This window comes from Ignatzschineria sp. LJL83 (assembly GCF_054871845.1).
The window spans coordinates 29,647-52,578 of sequence record NZ_JBTXLY010000004.1; the positions used below are offsets into that span (position 1 = coordinate 29,647).

At 39.5% G+C, this 22,932-nt stretch carries 22 protein-coding genes; 8 read left to right on the forward strand and 14 right to left on the reverse strand.

The window, feature by feature from the left end; genetic code table 11:
- Nucleotides 1–24: 24 nt before the first annotated feature.
- Genes ACYSN2_RS03705 through ndhC form a run of 4 tightly spaced genes read right to left on the reverse strand, consistent with a single transcriptional unit; the run spans nucleotide 25 to nucleotide 2,835 of the window.
- Entirely contained in the window at nucleotides 25–1,290 is a 1,266-nt protein-coding gene (locus ACYSN2_RS03705) for an NADH-quinone oxidoreductase subunit D (RefSeq protein WP_461748911.1), read from the reverse strand.
- Nucleotides 1,291–1,298: 8 nt separating this feature from the next.
- A complete protein-coding gene (locus tag ACYSN2_RS03710; RefSeq protein ID WP_461748912.1) occupies nucleotides 1,299–1,997 on the reverse strand; it encodes an NADH-quinone oxidoreductase subunit C in 699 nt (232 codons plus the stop codon).
- Between the two features lie 8 nt (nucleotides 1,998–2,005).
- Nucleotides 2,006–2,491, reverse strand: coding sequence for a NuoB/complex I 20 kDa subunit family protein (locus tag ACYSN2_RS03715; RefSeq protein WP_461748913.1), 486 nt, complete (start codon nucleotides 2,489–2,491; stop codon nucleotides 2,006–2,008).
- Nucleotides 2,482–2,835 carry an NADH-quinone oxidoreductase subunit A gene (ndhC, locus tag ACYSN2_RS03720; RefSeq protein ID WP_461748914.1) on the reverse strand — a complete coding sequence of 118 codons (354 nt, stop codon included), beginning with the start codon at nucleotides 2,833–2,835 and terminating at the stop codon, nucleotides 2,482–2,484. Before ndhC ends, ACYSN2_RS03715 begins: the two co-directional genes overlap by 10 nt.
- Nucleotides 2,836–3,032: 197 nt before the next feature.
- On the opposite strand from ndhC, the gene ACYSN2_RS03725 reads away from it, so the two are divergent.
- Entirely contained in the window at nucleotides 3,033–4,232 is a 1,200-nt protein-coding gene (locus tag ACYSN2_RS03725; RefSeq protein ID WP_461748915.1) for a M20 metallopeptidase family protein, read from the forward strand.
- A gap of 239 nt (nucleotides 4,233–4,471) precedes the next feature.
- Nucleotides 4,472–6,178: a proline--tRNA ligase gene (locus ACYSN2_RS03730; protein WP_461748916.1), complete on the forward strand. Its 1,707-nt coding sequence runs from the start codon at nucleotides 4,472–4,474 to the stop codon at nucleotides 6,176–6,178.
- 445 nt (nucleotides 6,179–6,623) lie between these two features.
- Here ACYSN2_RS03730 and tsaB read toward each other — a convergent pair whose 3' ends face one another.
- The 3 genes from tsaB to ettA are packed head-to-tail and all read right to left on the reverse strand — an operon-like array spanning nucleotide 6,624 to nucleotide 9,201.
- A complete protein-coding gene (gene tsaB, locus ACYSN2_RS03735; protein WP_461748917.1) occupies nucleotides 6,624–7,349 on the reverse strand; it encodes a tRNA (adenosine(37)-N6)-threonylcarbamoyltransferase complex dimerization subunit type 1 TsaB in 726 nt (241 codons plus the stop codon).
- 3 nt (nucleotides 7,350–7,352) lie between these two features.
- Nucleotides 7,353–7,520, reverse strand: coding sequence for a zinc-finger domain-containing protein (locus ACYSN2_RS03740; RefSeq protein WP_461748918.1), 168 nt, complete (start codon nucleotides 7,518–7,520; stop codon nucleotides 7,353–7,355).
- Nucleotides 7,521–7,530: 10 nt separating this feature from the next.
- The gene (ettA, locus tag ACYSN2_RS03745; RefSeq protein WP_461748919.1) at nucleotides 7,531–9,201 is read right to left on the reverse strand and encodes an energy-dependent translational throttle protein EttA; all 1,671 of its coding nucleotides are present in this window, start codon (nucleotides 9,199–9,201) and stop codon (nucleotides 7,531–7,533) included.
- 288 nt (nucleotides 9,202–9,489) lie between these two features.
- On the opposite strand from ettA, the gene ACYSN2_RS03750 reads away from it, so the two are divergent.
- From ACYSN2_RS03750 to phnD (ACYSN2_RS03765), 4 genes are all read left to right on the forward strand, one after another.
- Nucleotides 9,490–10,458: a quinone oxidoreductase family protein gene (locus tag ACYSN2_RS03750; RefSeq protein ID WP_461748920.1), complete on the forward strand. Its 969-nt coding sequence runs from the start codon at nucleotides 9,490–9,492 to the stop codon at nucleotides 10,456–10,458.
- Between the two features lie 270 nt (nucleotides 10,459–10,728).
- Nucleotides 10,729–11,412 carry an MBL fold metallo-hydrolase gene (locus ACYSN2_RS03755; protein ID WP_461748921.1) on the forward strand — a complete coding sequence of 228 codons (684 nt, stop codon included), beginning with the start codon at nucleotides 10,729–10,731 and terminating at the stop codon, nucleotides 11,410–11,412.
- Between the two features lie 136 nt (nucleotides 11,413–11,548).
- Complete coding sequence (gene phnD, locus ACYSN2_RS03760) at nucleotides 11,549–12,487, forward strand: phosphate/phosphite/phosphonate ABC transporter substrate-binding protein (protein WP_461748922.1); 939 nt, start codon at nucleotides 11,549–11,551, stop codon at nucleotides 12,485–12,487.
- A 166-nt stretch (nucleotides 12,488–12,653) separates the two neighbouring features.
- Complete coding sequence (gene phnD / locus ACYSN2_RS03765; protein WP_461748923.1) at nucleotides 12,654–13,547, forward strand: phosphate/phosphite/phosphonate ABC transporter substrate-binding protein; 894 nt, start codon at nucleotides 12,654–12,656, stop codon at nucleotides 13,545–13,547.
- Nucleotides 13,548–13,571: 24 nt separating this feature from the next.
- Here phnD (ACYSN2_RS03765) and mnmC1 read toward each other — a convergent pair whose 3' ends face one another.
- Nucleotides 13,572–14,912, reverse strand: coding sequence for an FAD-dependent 5-carboxymethylaminomethyl-2-thiouridine(34) oxidoreductase MnmC1 (gene mnmC1 / locus ACYSN2_RS03770; protein ID WP_461748924.1), 1,341 nt, complete (start codon nucleotides 14,910–14,912; stop codon nucleotides 13,572–13,574).
- A gap of 239 nt (nucleotides 14,913–15,151) precedes the next feature.
- On the opposite strand from mnmC1, the gene ACYSN2_RS03775 reads away from it, so the two are divergent.
- The gene (locus ACYSN2_RS03775) at nucleotides 15,152–15,610 is read left to right on the forward strand and encodes a YehR family lipoprotein (RefSeq protein WP_461748925.1); all 459 of its coding nucleotides are present in this window, start codon (nucleotides 15,152–15,154) and stop codon (nucleotides 15,608–15,610) included.
- A gap of 105 nt (nucleotides 15,611–15,715) precedes the next feature.
- Here the strand turns inward: ACYSN2_RS03775 and ACYSN2_RS03780 are convergent, their stop codons facing one another.
- The gene (locus tag ACYSN2_RS03780) at nucleotides 15,716–16,069 is read right to left on the reverse strand and encodes a RidA family protein (RefSeq protein WP_461748926.1); all 354 of its coding nucleotides are present in this window, start codon (nucleotides 16,067–16,069) and stop codon (nucleotides 15,716–15,718) included.
- Between the two features lie 545 nt (nucleotides 16,070–16,614).
- Complete coding sequence (locus ACYSN2_RS03785) at nucleotides 16,615–17,505, reverse strand: LysR family transcriptional regulator (RefSeq protein ID WP_461748927.1); 891 nt, start codon at nucleotides 17,503–17,505, stop codon at nucleotides 16,615–16,617.
- A 339-nt stretch (nucleotides 17,506–17,844) separates the two neighbouring features.
- Here ACYSN2_RS03785 and ACYSN2_RS03790 point away from each other — a divergent pair, with 339 nt between their 5' ends.
- Entirely contained in the window at nucleotides 17,845–18,033 is a 189-nt protein-coding gene (locus ACYSN2_RS03790) for a DUF2798 domain-containing protein (protein WP_461748928.1), read from the forward strand.
- Between the two features lie 203 nt (nucleotides 18,034–18,236).
- Here the strand turns inward: ACYSN2_RS03790 and pnp are convergent, their stop codons facing one another.
- The 4 genes from pnp to ACYSN2_RS03810 all read right to left on the reverse strand — a co-directional run bounded on the left by pnp (nucleotide 18,237) and on the right by ACYSN2_RS03810 (nucleotide 22,704).
- Nucleotides 18,237–20,327, reverse strand: coding sequence for a polyribonucleotide nucleotidyltransferase (gene pnp / locus ACYSN2_RS03795; RefSeq protein WP_461748929.1), 2,091 nt, complete (start codon nucleotides 20,325–20,327; stop codon nucleotides 18,237–18,239).
- A gap of 260 nt (nucleotides 20,328–20,587) precedes the next feature.
- Entirely contained in the window at nucleotides 20,588–20,857 is a 270-nt protein-coding gene (rpsO, locus tag ACYSN2_RS03800) for a 30S ribosomal protein S15 (RefSeq protein WP_461749032.1), read from the reverse strand.
- Nucleotides 20,858–20,984: 127 nt separating this feature from the next.
- Nucleotides 20,985–21,521 carry a DUF192 domain-containing protein gene (locus tag ACYSN2_RS03805; RefSeq protein WP_461748930.1) on the reverse strand — a complete coding sequence of 179 codons (537 nt, stop codon included), beginning with the start codon at nucleotides 21,519–21,521 and terminating at the stop codon, nucleotides 20,985–20,987.
- 1 nt (nucleotide 21,522) lies between these two features.
- Nucleotides 21,523–22,704, reverse strand: coding sequence for a JmjC domain-containing protein (locus tag ACYSN2_RS03810; protein ID WP_461748931.1), 1,182 nt, complete (start codon nucleotides 22,702–22,704; stop codon nucleotides 21,523–21,525).
- Nucleotides 22,705–22,932: the final 228 nt, after the last annotated feature.

Below are 22,932 nucleotides of genomic sequence, written 5' to 3' on the forward strand. Positions count from 1 at the left end.
TCTATACATTTATGATTCGTAAAATTAGCGGTCAATATCCCCGAAAACCATGTCTTGTGTACCTAAGATCGCAACCAAGTCAGACAACATGTGATAGCGAGCCATCTCTTCTGTTGCTGAAATATGTGCAAATCCTGGTGATCTAAATTTCACACGGTAAGGTTTATTTGCCCCATCTGAAACAATGTATGTTCCAAACTCCCCTTTAGGGTGCTCAACAGCGGCATAAGATTCACCTTCTGGCACACAGAAGCCTTCCGTGAATACTTTAAACTGCTGAATTAAAGATTCCATGCCTTCTTTTACGTCACGTCTTTGAGGAATTGTCACACGACTATCTTCACTCATAACAGGACCTTTGTTCTCACGAAGCCATGCAATACACTGTTTCACAAGATGTGCCGACTGAATCATCTCTTCAAGTCTTACTAAGAAACGATCATAACAGTCGCCATTCACGCCGACCGGCACTTCAAAATCTAATTCATCATACACAGAATATGGTTGTGTCTTACGAAGATCCCATGCAACGCCAGAACCACGAAGCATTGGACCTGTAAAACCAAGTTCAATAGCTCTTTCTGCCGTTACGACGCCGATTCCAACAACACGACCTTTCCAGATACGGTTACCTACAAGAAGATTCTTGTATTCCACCATATTGTGATTCACAAAACGATCACAGAAATCTTCTAAGAAGTCTAAAACATCGCCTTGACGCGCCTTATTGATACGCTCAAGTTTCTTCTTCGATCTGAATTTGCTCGGTGCATATTGCGGCATTTGGTTTGGAAGGTCTTTTGCAACCCCACCAATGCGGTAATAGAACGGATGGATTCGTGCGCCTGTGATGGCTTCTTGTACATCATAAAGCTCTTCACGGTCACGGAAACAGTAAAGAAGCATTGCCATCGCACCAAGGTCATGACCATGTGCGCCTAACCACATTAAATGGTTCATAATACGAGTTGTTTCATCAAGAAGAACTCGAATATATTGCGCACGTTTTGGAACTTCAATACCTAAAAGCTTCTCTACCGCTAACACAAACGCATGTTCGTTGTTTAAACATGAACAGTAATCTAAACGGTCAAGATAACCGATCGATTGCGTATAAGGTTTTGCTTCCATTAACTTCTCAGTTCCACGATGAAGTAGACCGATATGAACGTCAGCTCTTTCAACCGTTTCACCTCGAAGTTCGAGGATCATACGCATTACACCATGCGCGGCCGGATGCTGAGGTCCGAAGTTAATCGTATAGTTTTCAATATTTGTTACTGCAGTCATAATCTTGATTACCCCTTACGAATCATACGTGGAATATTTACTCGGGACTCAATTGAGACCGGCTGATAAACCACACGGCGTAACTCTTCGTCATACACCACTTCTACGTTTCCGGTTAATGGGAAATCTTTACGAAGCGGATGACCGATGAAGCCATAATCCGTTAAAATTCTGCGTAAATCTGGATGGTTTTTAAAGGCAATGCCGAACATGTCAAATACTTCACGCTCGAACCAGTTTGCGCCACTCCAAATATCCGTTACAGAATCTACCATCGGGATTTCGTTGTTTTGCTCACCATCAAGATATGCTTTCACACGAAGACGGGAGTTATGCGAATAAGAGAGAAGATGGTAAACCACCGCAAATCTTTCACTCATGGACGCATTATATGCCGTTGCTTCTAATTGCGTGCCGGCACGACCGACCGCTTGCGGGTCAGTTCCACGGCTAAAACCATGATTCGACGCTTCCACATCCCATTCCGTTAAACCGTATGCTGCATAATCTACTGCTGTGATATCTGTCACTTGCTCAAATTTAAGCTCATCATGGTGACGTAAAATCTCCATCACTTCATGAACTTTTTGCGGTGCAATCGTAATTGTTAATTCGCCGACATCAAGCACAGATTTTAAAATTTTATCCCCAAGAGTATTCTCAAGTGTTGCAAGGAGCTCTTCTGGATTTCTAATAAACTTAGCCATCAATTCACCTACCCTAATCTAGCAATCGTACTAGTTCTTTTAATCTTGTCGTGAAGACGTAAGATTCCGAACATTAATGCTTCTGCCGTTGGCGGGCAACCTGGTACATACACGTCTACTGGTACAACTCTATCTGAACCACGTACTACCGAATACGAGTAATGATAATAACCACCACCATTTGCACATGAACCCATGGAAATGACCCATTTTGGTTCCGGCATCTGATCGTATACTTTACGAAGTGGTACTGCCATTTTATTCGTTAAGGTTCCAGCAATGATCATGAGATCTGATTGACGAGGAGAAGCCCTAAATACTGCGCCCCCAAATCTATCTAAGTCATATCTTGCCGCACCTACGTGCATCATCTCGACAGCACAACATGCAAGACCAAATGTCACAGGCCATAATGAACCTGTCCTAGCCCAGTTAATTGCCGAATCAAGAGTGGTTGTGACAAACCCCTCTTCTAATCTAGCCTCTAATCCCATTCAAGTGCCCCTTTCTTCCACTCATACGCGAAGCCAACTGTTAAAAGAACAAGGAACACCACCACAGCCATAATGCCGGGAAGTCCTATCATCTTTAACGCAGTTGCCCACGGAATCAAGAAGATTAACTCTAAGTCAAAAATAATAAAAAGAATTGCAATAAGAAAGAAACGGACATCAAACTTCATTCGAGCGTCTTCAAACGCCTCAAATCCGCTTTCGTATGGAGACAGCTTTTCAGCATTTGGCTCACTCGGTGCTAAAAAATACCCAAGGGCAACAAGCACGCCGGCGAAGGCGATACTAAAGCCTACAAAGACCGCTACAGGAAGATATTCCATCATAGCCAATTTTCCTCCAAGACTCTGATTCTAATAATAAGTTAATATAAACAAGAGCAAAGCCTATCAGATTGAACCCCGAATAAGCTTCAAAACTCCAACATAAAATTGTATCCTAACCCTACTATACTAATGGATTTGACTATAAAATTAAAGTCCATGATTAATTACTCCTTACCTTTCTGAAGGAAAACTCCAATATGCTCTCGAAAATTTTCCAGGATCCAAATTCATCTCTCATTCAGTTTCTAAAAAATCACGATAAAAGCTTTAGAGAAATACGCCAATCGATTCATATGAATCCTGAATTATCGCGTCAAGAACTTGAAACTGCGAACTTAATCGAATCACTTTTACAATCTTGGGGAATGACAACAGAGCGTCTCTCTACAACGGGCGTGATTGGAGTTTTACAAAAAGGGGCTTTTGAAAATGGTAAACGCATCGGGCTTCGCGCTGACATTGATGCCCTTCCCATTCATGAAAATGGCGATTTAGAATACGCCTCAAAAAATGCCGGCGTGATGCATGCCTGTGGTCATGATGGCCATACAACTATGCTTCTTGCAGCAGCAAAATATCTGAGTGAAGAAGCCGTATTTGATGGCACAATCATTTTCATCTTCCAACCAGATGAAGAAGATCAAGCCGGTGCTCGTCAAATGGTGGAAGATGGTTTATTTGAAAAATTCCCCGTAGATGCTGTTTTTGGAATTCATAACCTTCCGGGCGCACAAGAAGGCGTTGTGCTTATTAATAAAGGTCCACAAATGGCCGGCACTTGTGAAGTGCATATTGATGTATTTTCAAAAGGTGGTCATGCGGCTCATCCTTATCAAACCACCGATAGCGTTTTAGTGGCTTCTGAAATCGTTGTGGGATTACAATCTATTATCTCTCGCAATATCCCCGGCATGAGCGCTGCTGTTCTGACGATTGGTTCTATTCACGGCGGTCATGCGAACAATGTCATTCCTAATAAAGTCGCACTCTTAGGAACGCTTCGTTATTTTGATCTCAAAACACGAGATCTTATTAAAGATCGCATTATTAAATTAGCTAATGGCATTTGTGAAGCTTACGGTGCAACTTGTGATGTCCGTTTGATTGATGGCTATATTCCAACGATTAATCACGATGAGGAAACAGACATCGCTATTGAAGCATTCAACACTTTGATCGATCCTAAATATATTCGCTATGATAAAGTACCTTCCATGGGTGCTGAAGACTTCGGCTTCATGCTTCAAGAACGTCCTGGCGCATATTTTTATATCGGCAACGATCAAAATGATGAGTTAGTCGGTTTACATACCGATCAATATGACTTTAATGATAATAATATTCTGGTCGGTGGTGCAACGTGGGTGACGCTTGCGCTCCATTATTTACAGCGCTAATGCCGACAAACCTTAAACATATTTACTATATATAATAAAGCATCAATATTGGGGAATTGCCTGCCTTGAAATACGGCTCCCCTATTCTCTTTTTGATTCTTATTCTAAATACCTTTAAGATTTGATACTTAAACATCAAATATTACGGATTTATGATTGAATTCTTCATTGCTATTCCTCATAAATGCCTCATTGAATTTCCTGCTAAAAACAGATTTTTTAAGCGATTACAAATATATATGAAAACAAGTCAATTTTTAATTACGACACTCCGTGATACTCCTAACGATGCGGAGATTAAATCTCACCAACTCATGCTAAGAGCAGGCTTAATTCGCCGTGTAACTTCCGGCATTTATAGCTGGAGCCCATTAGGTTTACGTGTGCTTCAAAAAACCGAAAATATCGTTCGTGACGAGATGAACAAAGCCGGCGCGCTTGAGATGCTCATGCCATCCACGCAACCTGCGGAACTTTGGATTGAATCTGGCAGATGGGAGCAATTTGGCCCTGAACTTCTTCGCTTTAAAGATCGTCATACACGCGATTACTGCTTGGGTCCAACCCATGAAGAGGTGATTACAGACTTTGCTCGCCAAGAGCTCAAAAGCTATCGTCAATTACCAATTAATCTCTATCAAATTCAATGGAAATTCCGTGACGAAATTCGCCCACGTTTTGGCGTTATGCGTTCACGCGAATTCCTCATGAAAGATGCGTATTCATTCCATATTGATGCAGAATCTTTAGATGAAACATACAACAAAATGTATCGTGCGTATTCGAATATCTTAGATCGCTTAGAACTTGAATATCGTGCAGTATTCGCTGATTCAGGCGCCATTGGCGGTAGTAAATCTCAAGAATTCCACGTAGTCACACAAGCCGGCGAAGATGCGATTGTGTACTCAACCGAATCTGATTACGCAGCAAACGTAGAAGCGGCGGAAGCAATTGCGGTTGGTTCACGTGGTGAAGCGGATCAAGCATTAAAGAAAATTGAAACACCCAATGTACATTCCATTGAAGATTTAGCGAAATTCTTAAACTCGCCCACAGAGATGCATCTGAAAACATTGATTCTTCGTGGTGTTGAAGATGAATTGATCGCTGTTTGCTTACGTGGCGATCATGAGTTGAATGAAGTGAAAGCTGAAAATAGCGGCATTTTCAAAACACCGTTAGAATTCGCAACAGATGAAGAGATTCTTGAACAGCTCAACACAACGCCGGGTTCTATCGGCCCTGTCAACCTTCCGATTCGTACGATCTTCGATCGCCAAGCATCGCTCATGAGCAACTTCAGCTGTGGTGCAAATGAATCGGGTTATCACTTTATCGGCGCAAATATTGAGCGTGATTTCCCAGAACCTGAAGTGATGGATCTTCGTGAAATCAAAGCCGGTGATCTTTCTCCTTGTGGAAAAGGAAAAATCGCCGTAGCGCGCGGAATTGAAGTGGGTCATATCTTCCAATTAGGCGATCGCTACTCAAAAGCAATGAATGCAACAGTGTTAGATCAAAATGGAAAAGCGACCGTGATGCAAATGGGTTGCTATGGCATCGGCGTTACAAGAATCGTTGCTGCAGCGATTGAACAGCGCAATGATGATGCCGGCATTATCTGGCCAAAAGCGATTGCACCATTTACGCTTTCACTCATTCCAATGAACTACGGCAAGTCTGCACTTGTTAAAGAAACCACCGATAAACTCTATGCGGAATTAACAGCATTAGGCATTGATGTTCTTTTAGAAGATCGTAATGTTCGCCCAGGCGAAGCATTCAGCGATCATGAACTTATCGGCATCCCTTACCGCATTGTGATCGGCGATCGTACGCTTAAAAACAATGAAGTAGAATTCAAAGCTCGTACAGATGAAGAAGCGACGATGATTTCTGTGGATAACATTGTGAACTTCTTACAAGAGACATTTTCACTCTAAGTTTTACTAAGCTGAAAAGATTGCAATTAAATTATCACAATTGCGATAATTATGATTAAGATCAAATTCAAAAGCCACTTTCTATCATGAAAGTGGCTTTTTTATTGCCCTTTTGATTATGATTGCTTTAAATTCTCTTTCATTTACCCTTTCCATACATTATTTCTCTTATTTATGCCTCTTATTGGAAGCATTGAGTTTGAATACCGCTCTCAAATAGAGCTGATTTGTGGCGGGAGAGAATTTTTGCATACTTTTAGCCATCCTGCGCCCGCAATACAGGATTTTAAAATTCTCGCTATCCGATACTCAAATTTCATAACTTCTTCAAAACTTACCTATCAGACAAAATAAAACCCATCTTAAAATCACTTCTAAGATGGGTTTAAAATTAAATTCAATTAGATTAAATTGAGTATTCAATATTTTGAATCAAACGGCTTCATTACACGTTTTTAGCTTGCGCTTTCTCTTCACGAAATGCTTTCTGCTCTTCAATGGTCATTGCGATATTGTGACGAAGATAGACCGGCGATACCTGATCGGCGTAAAGACCTAAGCCTTTTTCTAAATCACGAAGTGCTAATAACGCAATATCTCCGGCTCTTGGATAATGACGATCTTCAATCAATACGGCATTTAAGTTGGTAACGGCTTCAGCATCAAGCGCCCAACCATCACCCACTGCTAATAATTCATGACCTTGATCCGCCATCTTCTCATACACTTCAGCAAGAGAATTGACCTGATCTTCTTCCACGATAATCAGCTCGCCATTATCATCTAATGCATAGATCGCCCAATAGACTTCGTCCATTTTCGCATCTAACATCGGCATTACTTTCGCTGTAGGATTCTCTTCCAATACGGGATATGCAAGCGCCGCAAGCGTGGATACCGGCACAATCGGAATATTTAATCCTGCTCCTAAACCCTGCACAAAACCGCATGCAATGCGAAGTCCGGCAAAACTGCCAGGACCTACGGAAAATGCTAATCCATGAAGTTCGCTTAATTCAATTTCAGCGGCTTCCACCACTTCTTTTGTCATCGGCATCAAAAGCTCAATATGCTTACGAGGCGCGAGCGTTAAACGCTCGACGATTTCCCCATTCACATAAACAGCCGCAGAACATGCTTCTGTAGATGCGTCTACTGCTAATATTTTCATGAATTATTCAACAATATATTGTGTACTGCAATATGGGCAATGAACTTCCCCATCCTGATTAGGTGCTAAATAAACTCTTGGGTGATAGCCCCAAGGATCTACATCAATCGGTGGACAACAAATCGGTAGTTCTTCTACAGTTAGCTCTACTTTTTTCTGATCTAATGCCATGATTCGCTCCTTAGCGTGAAATCGGTTTATATTTGATACGTTGAGGATTATCCGCATCATCTCCTAAACGGCGACGACGGTCAGCTTCGTACTCTTCGTAGTTTCCTTCGAACCATTCTACATGAGAATTTCCTTCAAAGGCTAAAATATGCGTTGCGATTCTGTCTAAGAACCATCTGTCATGCGAGATTACAACAACGCAACCTGCGAATGCTAAAATCGCATCTTCAAGTGCACGAAGTGTTTCGATATCAAGGTCGTTCGTAGGTTCATCCAGAAGAATCACGTTTCCGCCTGAACGAAGCACTTTCGCTAAATGCACTCGATTTCGCTCTCCACCCGAAAGATCTCTAATCAACTTCTGTTGATCTGAACCTTTAAAGTTAAAGCGACCACAATATGCACGTGATGGTGTTTCGTAGTTTCCGACTTTGATAATATCTGAACCGCCGGAAATCTCTTCCCAAACTGTTTTCGATCCATCAAGCGTATCACGGCTCTGATCCACATATGCAAGTTCAACACTCTCACCCACACGGAATTCACCTTCATCCGCTTGTAATTGTGATGTCATTAAGTTGAACAGTGTTGATTTACCAGCACCGTTAGGGCCAATAACACCCACGATTCCGCCTCGTGGAAGGTTGAAGTTCAATCCTTCATAGAGAAGTTTTTCGCCGAATGCTTTTGAAACATTCGTCGCTTCTACTACTAAATCCCCTAAACGTGGACCTGGTGGAATGTAGATTTCCATTGTTTCATTACGCTCTTGGAATTCTTGGCTTTCTAACTCTTCAAAACGCGCTAAACGTGCTTTTGATTTCGTTTGACGACCTTTCACACCTTGACGAACCCACTCAAGCTCTTTCTTAATTGCTTTCGCAATTGATTCTTCTTGTTTCGCTTCTTGCTCTAAACGGCGATTTTTCTGCTCTAACCAATCCGAGTAGTTTCCTTCATAAGGAATACCACGTCCACGGTCGAGCTCTAAAATCCAACCTGCCACGTTATCAAGGAAGTAACGGTCATGCGTTACCGCAACAACAGTTCCTGGATAATCGTGAAGGAAGCGCTCAAGCCACGCAACAGATTCAGCGTCTAAGTGATTCGTTGGCTCATCGAGAAGCAGCATATCTGGTTTTGAAAGAAGTAACTTACAAAGTGCTACTCGGCGTTTCTCTCCACCTGAAAGCGTTTTCACATCACGATCCATCGGTGGAAGGCGAAGTGCATCTGCGGCGATCTCTAATTGACGCTCAAGACCATGACCATCAGAACTTGCAAGAATTGCTTCTAACTCTGCTTGTTTTGTTGCAAGCGCATCAAAATCCGCATCGGGTTCTGCATATGCCGCATAAACTTCATCAAGTTCTGCTTGTGCATTTTTAATGTGGCTCATCGCTTCTTCTAAGTTTCCGCGAACATCGAGCGCTTCATTTAAGTGTGGTTCTTGCTCCAGATAACCGATTTTGGTTCCTGTTTGAACACGCGCCTCACCTTGAATGTTCGTATCAACGCCCGCCATAATACGAAGCAATGTTGATTTACCGGCACCGTTTAATCCTAATACACCAATTTTGGCGCCAGGGAAGAAAGAGATGGAAACATCCTTTAAAATCTCTCTATTCGGTGGTACGACTTTACTCACACGATTCATCGTGTAGATATATTGTCCTGACATATCTAAAATCCTTATCTAAGATAACTTGATCAATCCCGTGAGCTTGACCAATTTTCACATACAAATAAATTCCTCGATATTCTACCCTATATCGCATTAAATTGATCTGATTCTCCTAGATTTTTTCTGATTTTCCTCTGAATAAATAAAGAATACCGGCAATAGCCAAAGTGTTAGAAATCTTCCATAATGCTTCAAGCGCTAAAATAATTTTAAAAACAGCCACAATAACGACTCATCACTAATCCCTAATCATAAAATCAACAATCTGCAAAGGAGTGCTTTACCATGAGTTACCAAATCACATTAAAACAGCAAGGCGATATCTCTAATCTCGTTAAAGAGCCAACAACGCTTGCCCTTCCCGGCAAAGGCGAAGTTCGTATTGAGCAAAAAGCCATTGGTTTAAACTTTATCGATACCTACCATCGTGATGGCTTATATAAATTGGCGACGCCCCTTGTGATCGGTCAAGAAGCTGCCGGCATTATTACGGCGGTTGGCGAGGATGTGGAAGGATTCAATATCGGCGATCGTGTAACTTATGCTAGCATTCTCGGCGCTTATACTTCTGAGCGGAATATTGCGACCGACCGTTTAATCAAAATCCCGAATAACATCTCTTTCGAAGAAGCAGCATCTTCTCTTGTTCGTGGTGGCACGGCAAGCTATCTATTATTTGATCTCTTTCATCTTAAATCAGAACATACAACACTCATTCATGCCGGCGCCGGCGGTGTTGGGCAAATCCTGATTCAATGGGCGAAAGCGATTGGTGCCACGGTTATTACAACCGTTGGTAGCGTTGAAAAAGAAGCCATTGTCAAAGAGCTCGGCGCCGATCTTGTCATTAATTATCGCACTGAAAACTTTGCCGAAAAAGTACGTGAATTTGCACCAGAAGGCGTAGATGTCGTGTATGACGGCGTTGGGAAAGATACTTTCTTAGCATCTCTCGATTGCCTTAAATCTCTCGGCATGATGGTGTCTTTCGGCAACGCATCAGGTGCACCGCCGGCAATTTCTCCACTTTTATTGCAAGATAAAGGCTGTCTTTTCCTCACAAGACCGAATCTTAAAGCTTATACGGCAACTGATGCGCGCTATAGAACCGTGATGGGACGTTGGTTAACGGCATTAAGCTCGAATCAAATTAAGCTTTCCTTACAAAAAACATTCCCGCTTAGCGATGTTGGACTTGCACATAAAGCCTTAGAGAATCGAGAAATTATTGGATCAGCAGTTTTAATTCCTTAACCTTCAAGGTTCAATGATCAGTTCAAAAGGTCAATTCAAAGTCTTTATAAAAGCCTTTATGTAAAACCCTACGACGAACCATTCAGATCGAAGATTAAAACATCAAATTTGAACTCATACAGTTTTCTAATAATGAATCGATGAGTTCAAATTTTGTATTATTCGAGATATACCCCAATCAATATCCACAAATACGCACTCATCAAACATTTCATACAAATAACTGAACACAGATAACTGTATACAAATAATATTCACAAAGGAGAAATTATGGCACCACAATATAAGATCCATTCCGAAGTTTACGAAAGATATGAGAATTTTAGCCATATCATTGAAGATACAGAAACTCATGAAGCGATTATTATTGATCCAGCATGGGATGACACTTACTTTATCGATCGTGTCGAACAACTAGGGATAACTCCGGTCGCTATTTGGCTTACGCACGGTCACCATGATCATGTAAGCGCGGTGCAAGCACTAAAAGAGCATTTCGATATTCCGGTCTATGCTTCAAATGTAGAAATTGATTTTATCAATTCATATCCGAAAGGCGATCTTCCGCTGGCATTTAGAGAATTGCCGGAAGATATCATTCCTCTTTATGATAACGACATCATTCCTTTCGCCGGCGAAGAGGTTCGCGTCATTAATACACCGGGGCATAGCTCAGGTTCTATCTGTTTTCTATTAGAAAATGATATGATTACCGGCGACACCCTATTTGTAGATGGAGCCGGCAGAGCGGATTTAATCGGTTCAGATCCTGAAGATCTCTTTCATTCCTTAAATAGAATCAAAGCAGAAGTACCGCATCATGTTCGTATTCATACAGGTCATTCTTACGGTCCCTCTGCAACCGCGACTTTAGAATCACAACTCAAAACAAACCCTTTTTTACAACGTCTAGATGACATTCAGGAATTTGTGAATTTTCGTATGAGCATTTAGAACCTCTAAAAACGCACAACTATTTGTAAAGATTACAATATTTATTGATAATAAAATTTTCAAATATTATCATTTAATGAAGTTTGTCTATTAGTCTGCATTTTCTTCTACCTAATATTGGGAAATAAATAGAGGCATGAATCTTCGATTATTCTCAACTTACATGATATTCATATTTGGAGTATTTTTTTCATCGTCTGCAGAAGCAATCTGCACCCTTGAAAAGAATCAATCCTCCATATATTGTCAAGAAAATGCAGATTCTTTAACACTTCCTGAAATTGATCCATCAGAGTACATTACCCCTGAAACATTAGTGATTACAGTTCCCCCTAGCGAAGAGATCTACTCTTATAATAGTATTCTCTCAGATTTTTATGCTTACTTAGAGAACTGTCTTCACAAAAAGATTGTTTTTTATCCTGTATATAGTAGTGAAGCAGAAATTGAGGCAATGCGCTTAGGTCATGTGCATATCGCTAGCTTTTTAGCAGGATCTACGATTAAGGCCATGACTCAAGCGGGTGCTGTACCTTTTGCGATTAAAGGAAATGCCGATGGCCCGATTCAGACAAATATGGTGGTAATCGTACGACAAGATAGCCCTTTCAATACTTTATTAGACCTAAAAAATAAAAGAATTGCGCATACGAATACCAATTCTAGTACCGGCTATTTGGCATCACAGCGATTTTTTCCTAGAGAAGGACTCATTCCTAATCAAGATTATCAATCTATTTTCTCTGGTAAACACTATCTCTCCATATTCGGTGTGAAATCAGGAGATTATGACGCCGCGACCATTGCGTTAGAAGTATTAGAAAAAATGATTGCAGATCAAATAATAGATCCTGATGATTTCCGTGTGATCTATCAAAAAGGTCCTTTTCCTTCTAATATTTTCAGCTATAAAAATACGCTTTCTCCTGAGATACAAGCGCAAATCACTAGTTGCTTCTTCAAATTTCATGTCACAAAAAATCGCAACAATACCCCCGAAGAGATGGATCGGTTTATTCCTTTAAACTATCAAGAATACTTAGAAATCGTCAGAGAAACCTTCACTTCACAATAGCACCTAGCTCTCATTCATGTTAAATAATGTAAATAATTGAAAATTACTTGGGATATATAAGGTGTTAATTGACCAATGTTGTAAATTATAGTCTAATGCTGAACAGTTATATCTATTTTATTATATTAATAATTTTAATTACAACATTTTAAAACAGGAGGGATTAATGTTGAATTTTCGCATTATATTGATGATATCTCTCCTGTTTTTAGTCACATCAATATCTTGGGCCGAAAATAATAATCCTGAACTCGTTAATATTCATAATAATATCAAATCCCCCAAGACATTAATTCTCTCTTTCGCACCTTTTGAAGAGTATATTGATACGGATACAATATTCAATCCTCTACTCAGTCATTTAGAAGTCTGTTTAAATCAGCGTGTGATTTTTTATCCAATGCAAAGTAATGAAGCGGAAATTGCCGCAATGCAATCAGGTAGGCTACATATTGCTGGTTTTTCAACGGGTAGTATTGTAACAGCGGTTAATAAAGCCGGCGCTATCCCTTTCGCCACCCAAGGAAATTCTGAAGGATTTGTCGGTGCAGAACTCATTATGATTGTAAGAAGCGATAGCCCTTACCAAACATTATCAGACCTGAAACAGAAAAGAATTGCGCATTCTAATGCAACTTCCCTCACCGGTCACCTAGCTCCTTTAACCTTTTTTCCCAAAGAAGGCTTAACTCCAGAAAAAGATTACCCTATTCTCTTTTCAGGAAAACATGATCAATCGATTTTAGGAGTATTATCGGGGGATTATGACGCCGCAACGACGACAACGGAAATTTTCGATCGAATGGTGGAATATCAAGAGATTAATCCTGATAATTTTAGAATTATTTACCGAAGCCAAACATTTCCTTCAGCTGCTTTCGCCTATTCTCCCCACCTCACGCCAGAACTACAGAAAAACATTCAACAATGCTTTTTTAATTTTGAGCTTCCCTCAGAAATGAGAAAAGGATTTGGGGATGCAGAGCGCTTTGTACCCATTAATTATGAGCAGGATTGGGCACATATTAGAGAAATATTAGACGCTTCCAGTCCCCTGTAAAATGTTTTCTCCTCGAAATACCATTTATTGATTAAAGCGAAGCTCTCGGTAATAAAAGCGATTCGGATGTAAAGCAGATAACAATCCTTGAGAATAAGGCGCTTTTAATGTTTCTTCAGAAAAAGAAGCATGCACGTATTGCCAGATGATTTCTGCAGCAATAGATGCCGTAATCATTCCTCTTGAACCATGGGCGGTAGATAAATACAATCCCAATTCCCAAGGAACAAGTGCCATAACAGATGCTTTTGCATCTAATCTCAAAGCTTTAAATCGCTCTAAGAACAACTCTCGATGCGCTAAGGGGCCAACGATAGGAATAGACCCCATAGCACTTGCCCTAGTCGCGGCTCGTCCTTCAAGACTTCCCAATACCGAAGGATCTTGTAACGCTGTTAAACCCAACCTTGCTACAAGTTCTGCAGAACTTGTTCTTAACATCTCGATATTCTCAATATGCTCAGAATCAGTCGGCAATCCACCTAGTTTATGCCTGTGAAATGTGGCACCAAACGTTGTCTTCATCACACCTTGATCCTTTCTAGCAGGTGCGATATAGCCCTCGCCACTGACAACCGTCAATAATTCACAATCCGCTATTGCCGTAGTTGTTTGCCCTCTGACAACAGTAAAAGGAAATGTTTTACATTGATCTAATTGCCGAACACGATCTGCCATTGCCAAGACGATTAATTTAGAATGATATCTATTATGAGAAGTTTTCACTTTCCATAATGGAGTGGTGTCAGTCAATTGCTGATTTATGACTGACGTTACTTCATGCTGACATTTCACAGTAATATTAGGATGCGATAATAGAGCATTCACTAACTTCGGCGGAGATACCCAACCTGATTTTGGGAAAAACAACCCTCCTGATGACAGTGTTGCACCGGCAATTCTACTCGCTTCTGCTTGATACACATAATAAAGTAAATCCTGTGGATACATCTTCGCTAATTCAAATTGCTTATCCTGATGTTTTTCAGACTTAGATAGCTGGATAAGCCCGCAATCATCCCAATCTTCTCCTTTAACAAGAAGATTTCGATCTGTTAACAGCTTTAAGATGTTTAATGTTTCTTGAAAGCCAGCGATCAATAACTCATTTTGCTCCAGCGTATTGGGAGATAGCTTCAGATACATCATCCCTTGCAGATTACCAGACCCAGCTTCTGCAACCTTAGCCTCCCTTTCCAATACCGCAATCTTATAACCCGCTTCCGCAAATCTAAAAGCCACCATAGCTCCGGCAATACCAGCTCCGACAACAATCAGGTCATAATCTAACTCTACCGCTTCATAGGCAGAACTATTTAACACCATTCTCGGCATTCCTAACCAAGATTGCTCGCTACCACTCATATTTTATCTCTTTTAATTTTGAACACTTTTAATCACCAAATGAATATATATGACCTATTTTCAATAATATATTCCATATCCCCCGTATTCTAATATCTCGCTCCCATATTTCAAAAAAGATTAAATATAGCGATCCGCCTAAATGTCATATAAAATGACTTTTTTATATTTACACTAGCCTTTTAAGGCTTCTACTATCTCTTCCCTCTTTTTTAGAGGTACAAGGTTTTTTTTAGATTATGAATAAGATTGCAAAAATTACAGCAGGTCTTTTTTTAACAATGGCTTTAGTAGCTTGTGGTGATTCAAAACAAGATGTTGTTACTTACGGAATCGAGCAACCTGGCGTTTCTGTACAAATGACTCTTTATGGCGAAAATGACAAAATCGTTAAACAAGTTACAAAAAGTACTATTGAATACAGCGCAATCGGGGCTGAAAATAAAGAGCAAGCGAAAGAAATTCTTAGTATTGCCACTAACAACGTTGATTACAGTGCACTAAAAGGTGTTACTTACTCCATGAATTATGGGGATAGCTCAGCAACAGAAAATATTGATATCGATCTTACAAAAGCAGATCTTAAAGAATTATCTGCGTTACCTGGATCAGCATTTGAAGGAAATCCTGAAAATGGTATTAGCATGAAAGCAACTGAAATGTTATTAGAACAATCAGGATTTTCAAAAGTAGAATAATATCTACGAAGACATGTACAAAATATCTAAAATATTCAACAAAAAAGCTGAGAAATTGATAATCTCAGCTTTTTTTTATTCTCAATCAAAAAATAGACTCAACCGTTAAAATGTCATCGCTGCTGTCACCATGATTTCAACAAGCACGGAAGGTCGTGCCATATTCGCTTCCACAGCGGCTCTTGCCGGTGGTTCATTATTCCCAATCCACGCTTCCCAAACTTCATTAAATTTTGCAAAATCGTGATCCATATTCTTAATCCAGATTTGTGCCGAAAGCATATTCTCTTTACTACTTCCTGCTTCTGCTAAGAGCGCATCGATTTTCGCTAATACTTCCTCTGTTTGTTTCACAATATCTTCTTCCGTTGTCGTTGGAACTTGTCCTGAAAGATATGCAACGCCATTATAAGTGACAAATTCCGCTAATCTATTTCCCGAAAATTTTCTTTTAATCATGAGTAATTCCTTTTTCTATTCATGGTTCATACAAATTGTTCTTAAAACCTATTGAAGATCTTTTAAAATAAAAATCTTTAATAATACAATCTTCTTTATTCTATCGTAAAACTCACACTTAGCATCGATATTCAGAATCTGTGCCTTCATCAAACAACCATTCTATTTTGCATATTATACGCCGATAACAATCGAGCCATTACTATTCACATAGTAATGGCTCGATTATGACATTAGGTGGGGAATCAACCTCCCTCCCTTTAGCACTTTTAAAACAACCTCCTTGCCTCAAAAGTGGTGAAACCTACCGATAACCTAGTTAGTCTTTGCTAGTAAAGCCTCCAATCTTTTCTAACAACCTCTTCAGCATCTATGTCGATAAACATAAACACTTCTAAATGAGTGTTAATGCTGATGATAGACCAAGGACTCCTCTTCCTACTATAGCGATATATTTTGCCATTTCATTTTTTATTATAAATATGTTCTAAGCTCGGTTAAGGGCTATTAAACCGATTTTAGAAAGAAGTGACAATTGACATTTATCAACCACCATATAACCTCTGGTTATACTCTCTCAAACGCTTATTCAAAAATCCCTGAATAAGTTTCTGATATTCTTGTGAGATCTTTCGAAGCGGCCTTTCCGATTGGTACAAGATACAAAGATCTAAAACAAGAGGCTCTTTTAACGGGTAAATCATAGAATAAGGCAATACTTCTGAGGCAGAAAAAAGATCACTGATTGTGCACCCCACCCCCTGCTTTACAAATTCTGCCGCCATATAATATGTATGCACATTTAATTGAGGCGCTTTAAAAGTGCGATATTGATGAATCATCATCGATAAAGAATCTGCGCCGGGATTAATCCAGCGAGTATCATCAATTTCATCCAAGCTCACGACCTCTTTTTTCTGAGGACTCGCATCTAGATACACAAGTGGGATTTTTGCTAAAGGAACAGAACTAATTCCTTGCTCTTTAATGGGTTTAAAACTAATTGCAAAGTCGATCTGATACCGATTCAAAAGATTTAATAACTCATGCGTATGATAAGTACTGACTTCAATTTTCGCATCTGTATATTGCTCCAAAAACATCTTTGTCACTTCCGGCACAAGGCTTAATCCAAGGCTTGGCAAACAACCAAATGAGAGCTTTCCCCGAGGTTTTTCCGCAAGATTTTCCGCCATTAACTGTAAATCACTAAGTTCTTGATACACATTTTGCGCTTTATCATACAAAATCAAAGCTTCTTTAGTCGGCACTAATCTTCCCCGAGCTCGTTCAAATAACAGATATCCTAAACGCATTTCGGCATGTTTCAGTGTCTTACTTACTGCGGGTTGAGAGATATTCAACATATCCGCCGCCCTTGAAATAGAACCACAAACCATAACGGCATAAAATGCTTCAAGATGACGTGTATTCATAAATTATTGTATGACCTCTAGCTATCAAAATGTAAAATATTGCTATCTAAAATATCGAACTATCATCTTATCTGCTTTATTTTGATATGTTGTACTTTCCCAAAAAAAATATTAAAAAAACTGTAAAAAAATTCTCAGTGCTTCTCTAATATGGCTATTACTGAATAGCCTATTTAATCGGCTTACTTTCTTACTCTTACTCTTACTCTTACTTTCAGAAAATATAAAAAATACTAAAATTTGCACATTTGTTATTTACGATCCATTAAGAACGATACAGTAAAATACATTGTTAAAAAATTCCTTTTAAACTCCATTCAACTAAAAGCTTACTCAATTATGCCTAATTCTCTTGATCGCTTTAAATTTCATCCTCGAATGATTCATATCTTGGTTCCTTTTTTCCTCTCATTTAGCATGTCTTGTATTGTGTCATTAGTCAGTACGATTATGAGTGTGGGATTTGCTAACTTTCAATTAGGAGAATGGTTTCCGGCATGGATGTTTTTTATTCGGAAATCGCCGTAATTCATCAAAATAGTTTACAAAAAACACTATCAAAAACGTTATAAAAAGCACTATAAAAAAACCTCATAATTTACATTATGAGGTTTTCTATTTTTATTCTAAGAAATGATGATTCTAAAAATGATCAGAAATTAAAGTTAGAATTAAAATTCGGATTACTATCTAATCAAAATCATCTAATAGATTCATCCATATCTTACGAATTACTCAACGTCTTTCATTGTTAAACGAATACGACCTTGGCGATCAATCTCAAGCACTTTTACTTTTACGATTTGACCCACACTTAAGTGATCGCCTACGTTTGTAATGCGCTCTTCAGATGGGATTTGTGAAACGTGAACCATGCCGTCTTGACCTGGACGTAAGTTTACAAATGCACCGAAGTCCATGATACGAACAACTGCTGATTCATATACTGAACCGATTTCGATATCAGATGTAATCTCTTCGATACGTTTTTTCGCAGCTTCTGCTTGATCGTTATTCACAGCAGAGATACGTACTTCGCCGTTATCTTCGATTTCAATGATTGCGCCTGTTTCTTCAGTAATTGCACGAATCGTTACGCCGCCTTTACCGATCACGTCACGAATCTTATCTGGGTTGATACGAATCGTTGTAATACGTGGTGCAAATTCAGAGATAGAATCTCTAGATTCGCCGATTACAGCATTCATTTCATCAAGAATATGAAGTCTTGCTACTTTCGCTTGTGAAAGTGCTTTCTCCATAATTTCTTTTGTAATTCCGTCGATTTTGATATCCATTTGAAGTGCAGTAATACCATCTTTAGTACCTGCTACTTTAAAGTCCATATCGCCAAGATGATCTTCATCACCAAGAATATCTGTAAGAACTGCATATTGGTCGCCTTCTTTAATAAGACCCATTGCAATACCTGCAACGGGTGCTTTTAAAGGAACACCGGCATCCATCAATGCTAATGAGCTTCCACATACTGAAGCCATTGAGCTTGAACCGTTTGATTCAGTAATTTCTGAAACCACGCGGATTGTGTATGGATATGCTTCCATATCTGGTAACACTGCATAAACACCACGTTTTGCAAGGTTACCATGACCAATCTCACGACGTTTTGGTGAACCTACACGACCTGTTTCTCCCACTGAATATGGAGGGAAGTTGTAGTGAAGCATAAAGTTTTCTTTATATTCACCGGATAATGCATCAATGATTTGTGCATCACGCTCTGTACCAAGTGTTGCAACCACTAATGCTTGCGTTTCACCACGTGTAAAGAGAGCTGAACCGTGTGTGCGTGGTAAAACACCTACGCGAGAAACGATTGGGCGAACCGTTGTTGTGTCACGGCCATCAATACGTGGTTGACCATCAATGATTTGGCTACGAACGATATCAGAGCTAATACGACCAATTTCTGCTGCCACTTCTGCTGCTGTAAAGCTATCTTCATCACCTGTTACTAATGCTGCAATCGCTTTTTCACGAGCTGCACCAATTGCGCTTCCACGCTCTTGTTTCACAGTTAATTTAAATGCCGCTTCAAGATCTGCACGAACAAGATCATTTACTGCTGTTTGAAGTGCGATATCCGCTTCTGGCGCCACAAATGGGAATGCTTCGTTGCCCACTTTTGCCGCAAGTTCTTTAATGTTTTCAATCACAGTTTGGAATTCGTTATGACCAAACATTACCGCGCCAAGCATAATATCTTCAGAGAGAAGGTTTGCTTCTGATTCAACCATTAATACTGCACTTTCAGTACCGGCAACGACTAAATCAAGATCAGAGGTTTCTAATTCTGTTTTCGTTGGGTTAATGATGTATTCACCATTTTTGTAACCCACGCGCGCAGCACCCAATGGACCATTAAATGGAAGGTTTGCGATAGAAAGCGCTGCTGAAGCACCGATTAATGCAACGATATCCGCACTGATTTCAGGATTAATTGAAACCACGGTCGCCACGATTTGCACTTCATTTGTGAATGATTCGTGGAAAAGTGGACGTACAGGACGGTCAATTAAACGAGATGTTAAAATTTCAAGCTCAGAAGGACGTCCTTCACGGCGGAAGAATCCCCCTGGGATTTTACCTGCTGCGTATGTTTTTTCCATGTAATCTACGGTTAATGGAAAGAAATCACGGCTTGGATCGGCATTTTTTGAAGCAACAACAGATACAAATACCGTTGTGCCTTCGATATTGACCATTACTGCCGCCGTTGCTTGACGTGCAATTTCTGCAGTTTCGATGGTAACTTTACGGCCACCGTAAATAAATTCTTGAACGATTGGTTCTAATTTCATATTTTTTCCTCTTTTATTATTCATGTAATCTTTAAACAAAGAACTATAGAATCTAAGGGAACTGTTTTACAGCTCATGGGAATCACTTCCCATCAATATTTCACCATAAACAGTAAAACAGTGCCCCTACAGAATCTTTCATTTAAAGAAAGTAAAAAAACCCCCGCATACAATGCGAGGGCTCTATTTCACAGACACACAAAATCGAATTCATAGATAGTGAACTGATTAGCATGTGTGAGAAACGGCATCTTTATCAATTAACGACGTAATGATAAACGATCGATAAGATCTTGGTAACGACCTAAATCTTTTGCTTTCAAGTATGTAAGCAATTTACGACGTTTGTTAACCATTTGTAAAAGGCCACGACGTGAGTGGTGATCTTTTTTGTTTTCAGCAAAATGTGCTTGAAGCGCATTGATGTTGAAAGTTAAAAGTGCAACTTGCACTTCTGGTGAACCTGTGTCATTAGCGCCACGACCGAAGTCTTGAACGATTTCCGCTTTTTTCTCTACTGTTAACATAATTTAAAACTCCAATATAATATAAAAGTGCCAATGGCGATCGACAGCATTTAAGCCGGCATTATAGTATGTTTGCACTAAAAATACCAAACTTATTCTAAAGGGAAATACTTTCGGAATTATTTCAAAACTATTTCCATGCCCAATTAAGATTATCGCCGGCACTTAAACCCAATTCCTCTGCTCTTCCGGCATTCAGCTCCAGCACATATTTCGCAGGATATACGGATGGATATGAGGGGCAATTTTGAATTTTACAAGGCTGGGCCGTTGCAATATGTACGACATTTCCTTGCTCATTAATATAGATAATATCCAAAGGAATTAACGTATTTTTCATCCAAAAAGAGAGCGGTGTTTCTTCTGAGAACATAAAGAGCATTCCGGAATTTTCTGGCATCTCCTGACGATACATTAAGCCTCTTGCTTGTGATGCGCTATCTAAAGCGAGTTCCACAGAAATGGGTACATCCAAAATCACCATCTCGCCTTCCCGAAGCCCTGAATTGGGAGAAAAGCCAAAGGACATTTTTACTAACCCTTGTTTTTCCTGCTGAAATTTTTCTAAATCAGGATTGGTAATCATCGGATTTGCCTGAATATTTGTAAAAACAAACATCCCTAAAATTAGAAAGCCGGCATTCAAGATTCTATACACTGCTCGCATTTTATTCGTCCTCTTCCATGATCAATATTCCCTCGTTCACAAGCGTTGCCACGAATGCGATAGATTCCTCTTCATTTAAGAACGCTTCAAGATCTTCAAACTCTAAAAACTCTGCATTCACAATCGTTTGAATCAAAGCAGATTGTTCTTCTGGTAATGGATAAGATTTCCCTCCGGCAAAGAGATAATATTGCTCTCCAATTTGTCGATGGATCAGTGTTAATCCAGGATGAACTTCCAGTGCGCCACCTTCCTCTAAAAATTCTAAAATATCCGATGATGTGATCTTTTCCTCTAACAAATCGGGTGCCTGAAACATTTTTGGCTCAGTCATAAAAGCGCCAAACCATTTTGCAATTTCATCTCTATTCGTAAGTAATCCTTCTTGAATGACTGAAACAACATTATCGAGCGCCTCATCACTAAGCTCGCCATAATTTTGAACCACAGATAATTCAGGATCACTAAATCGGGCATCTTCAGCCATATTATCAAACTTCATTTCGATAAAATCACGGAACATTTCTTGATGCTTGGGCGCTCTAAATCCTACAGACCACGTCACACTTCGCCCAATATTCACACCATAATGTCCGATTTTTGGAGGCAAATAGAGCATATCTCCCGGTTCTACAATCCACTCTTCATCGGCTTTAAAATTTTCAATCAGACGAATATCCACGCCTTTCATGAAATCATCTTCTGAAACAGGTGCATAACTAATCTGCCATTTTTTCTGTCCCATCCCTTGAATTAAAAACACATCATAATCATCCCAATGCGCGCCGACATTCCCGGCATCTTCCCCAAGACTTACTTGAAGATCATCTAAGCGCCAATTAGGAATAAAATGAAAAGGCGCCGTCACCGCTTTTAATTCCGGCAAATTTTTCTCCACATCATTAATGACAAGCATCCATTTCTTATCTTTTAACGTTGCAAAATCCTCTTCCGTTGCCGGACCCATTTTGAATTGCCAAGGACGCTCGCCACCCTCTTCAAAAATAAAACGAGAAGGAATAAAAGATTCAAATGCTAAACCGGCAATCTCATCTGCCGAAAGAGGATCTTCAAAGTCAGGAAAAGCATTTTTAACAAATAGTGGTTTTTTCTGCCAATATTCTGTTAAAAACTCCTCAGCTGTTAATCCACCTAAGAATAATAAAGGTTGTGCTTTAGACATATGGAAATTCTCTCTTTTTAAATAAGGGGTTACTACAACTATCAGCTCAAAGTTCGATACTGTTTATTAAAAATTTATAACTGATCATTATACTCAAGTCACTCTCAAAAAAACTGATATAAAACGCATAAAAGTGTTTTCATAGGTCGTTTTTCATAGATAGTTTCAGAATAAGTGAATTTAAACGTTCATATCAAAAAGCCTTTAAGATTATTGCTTAAAGGCTTT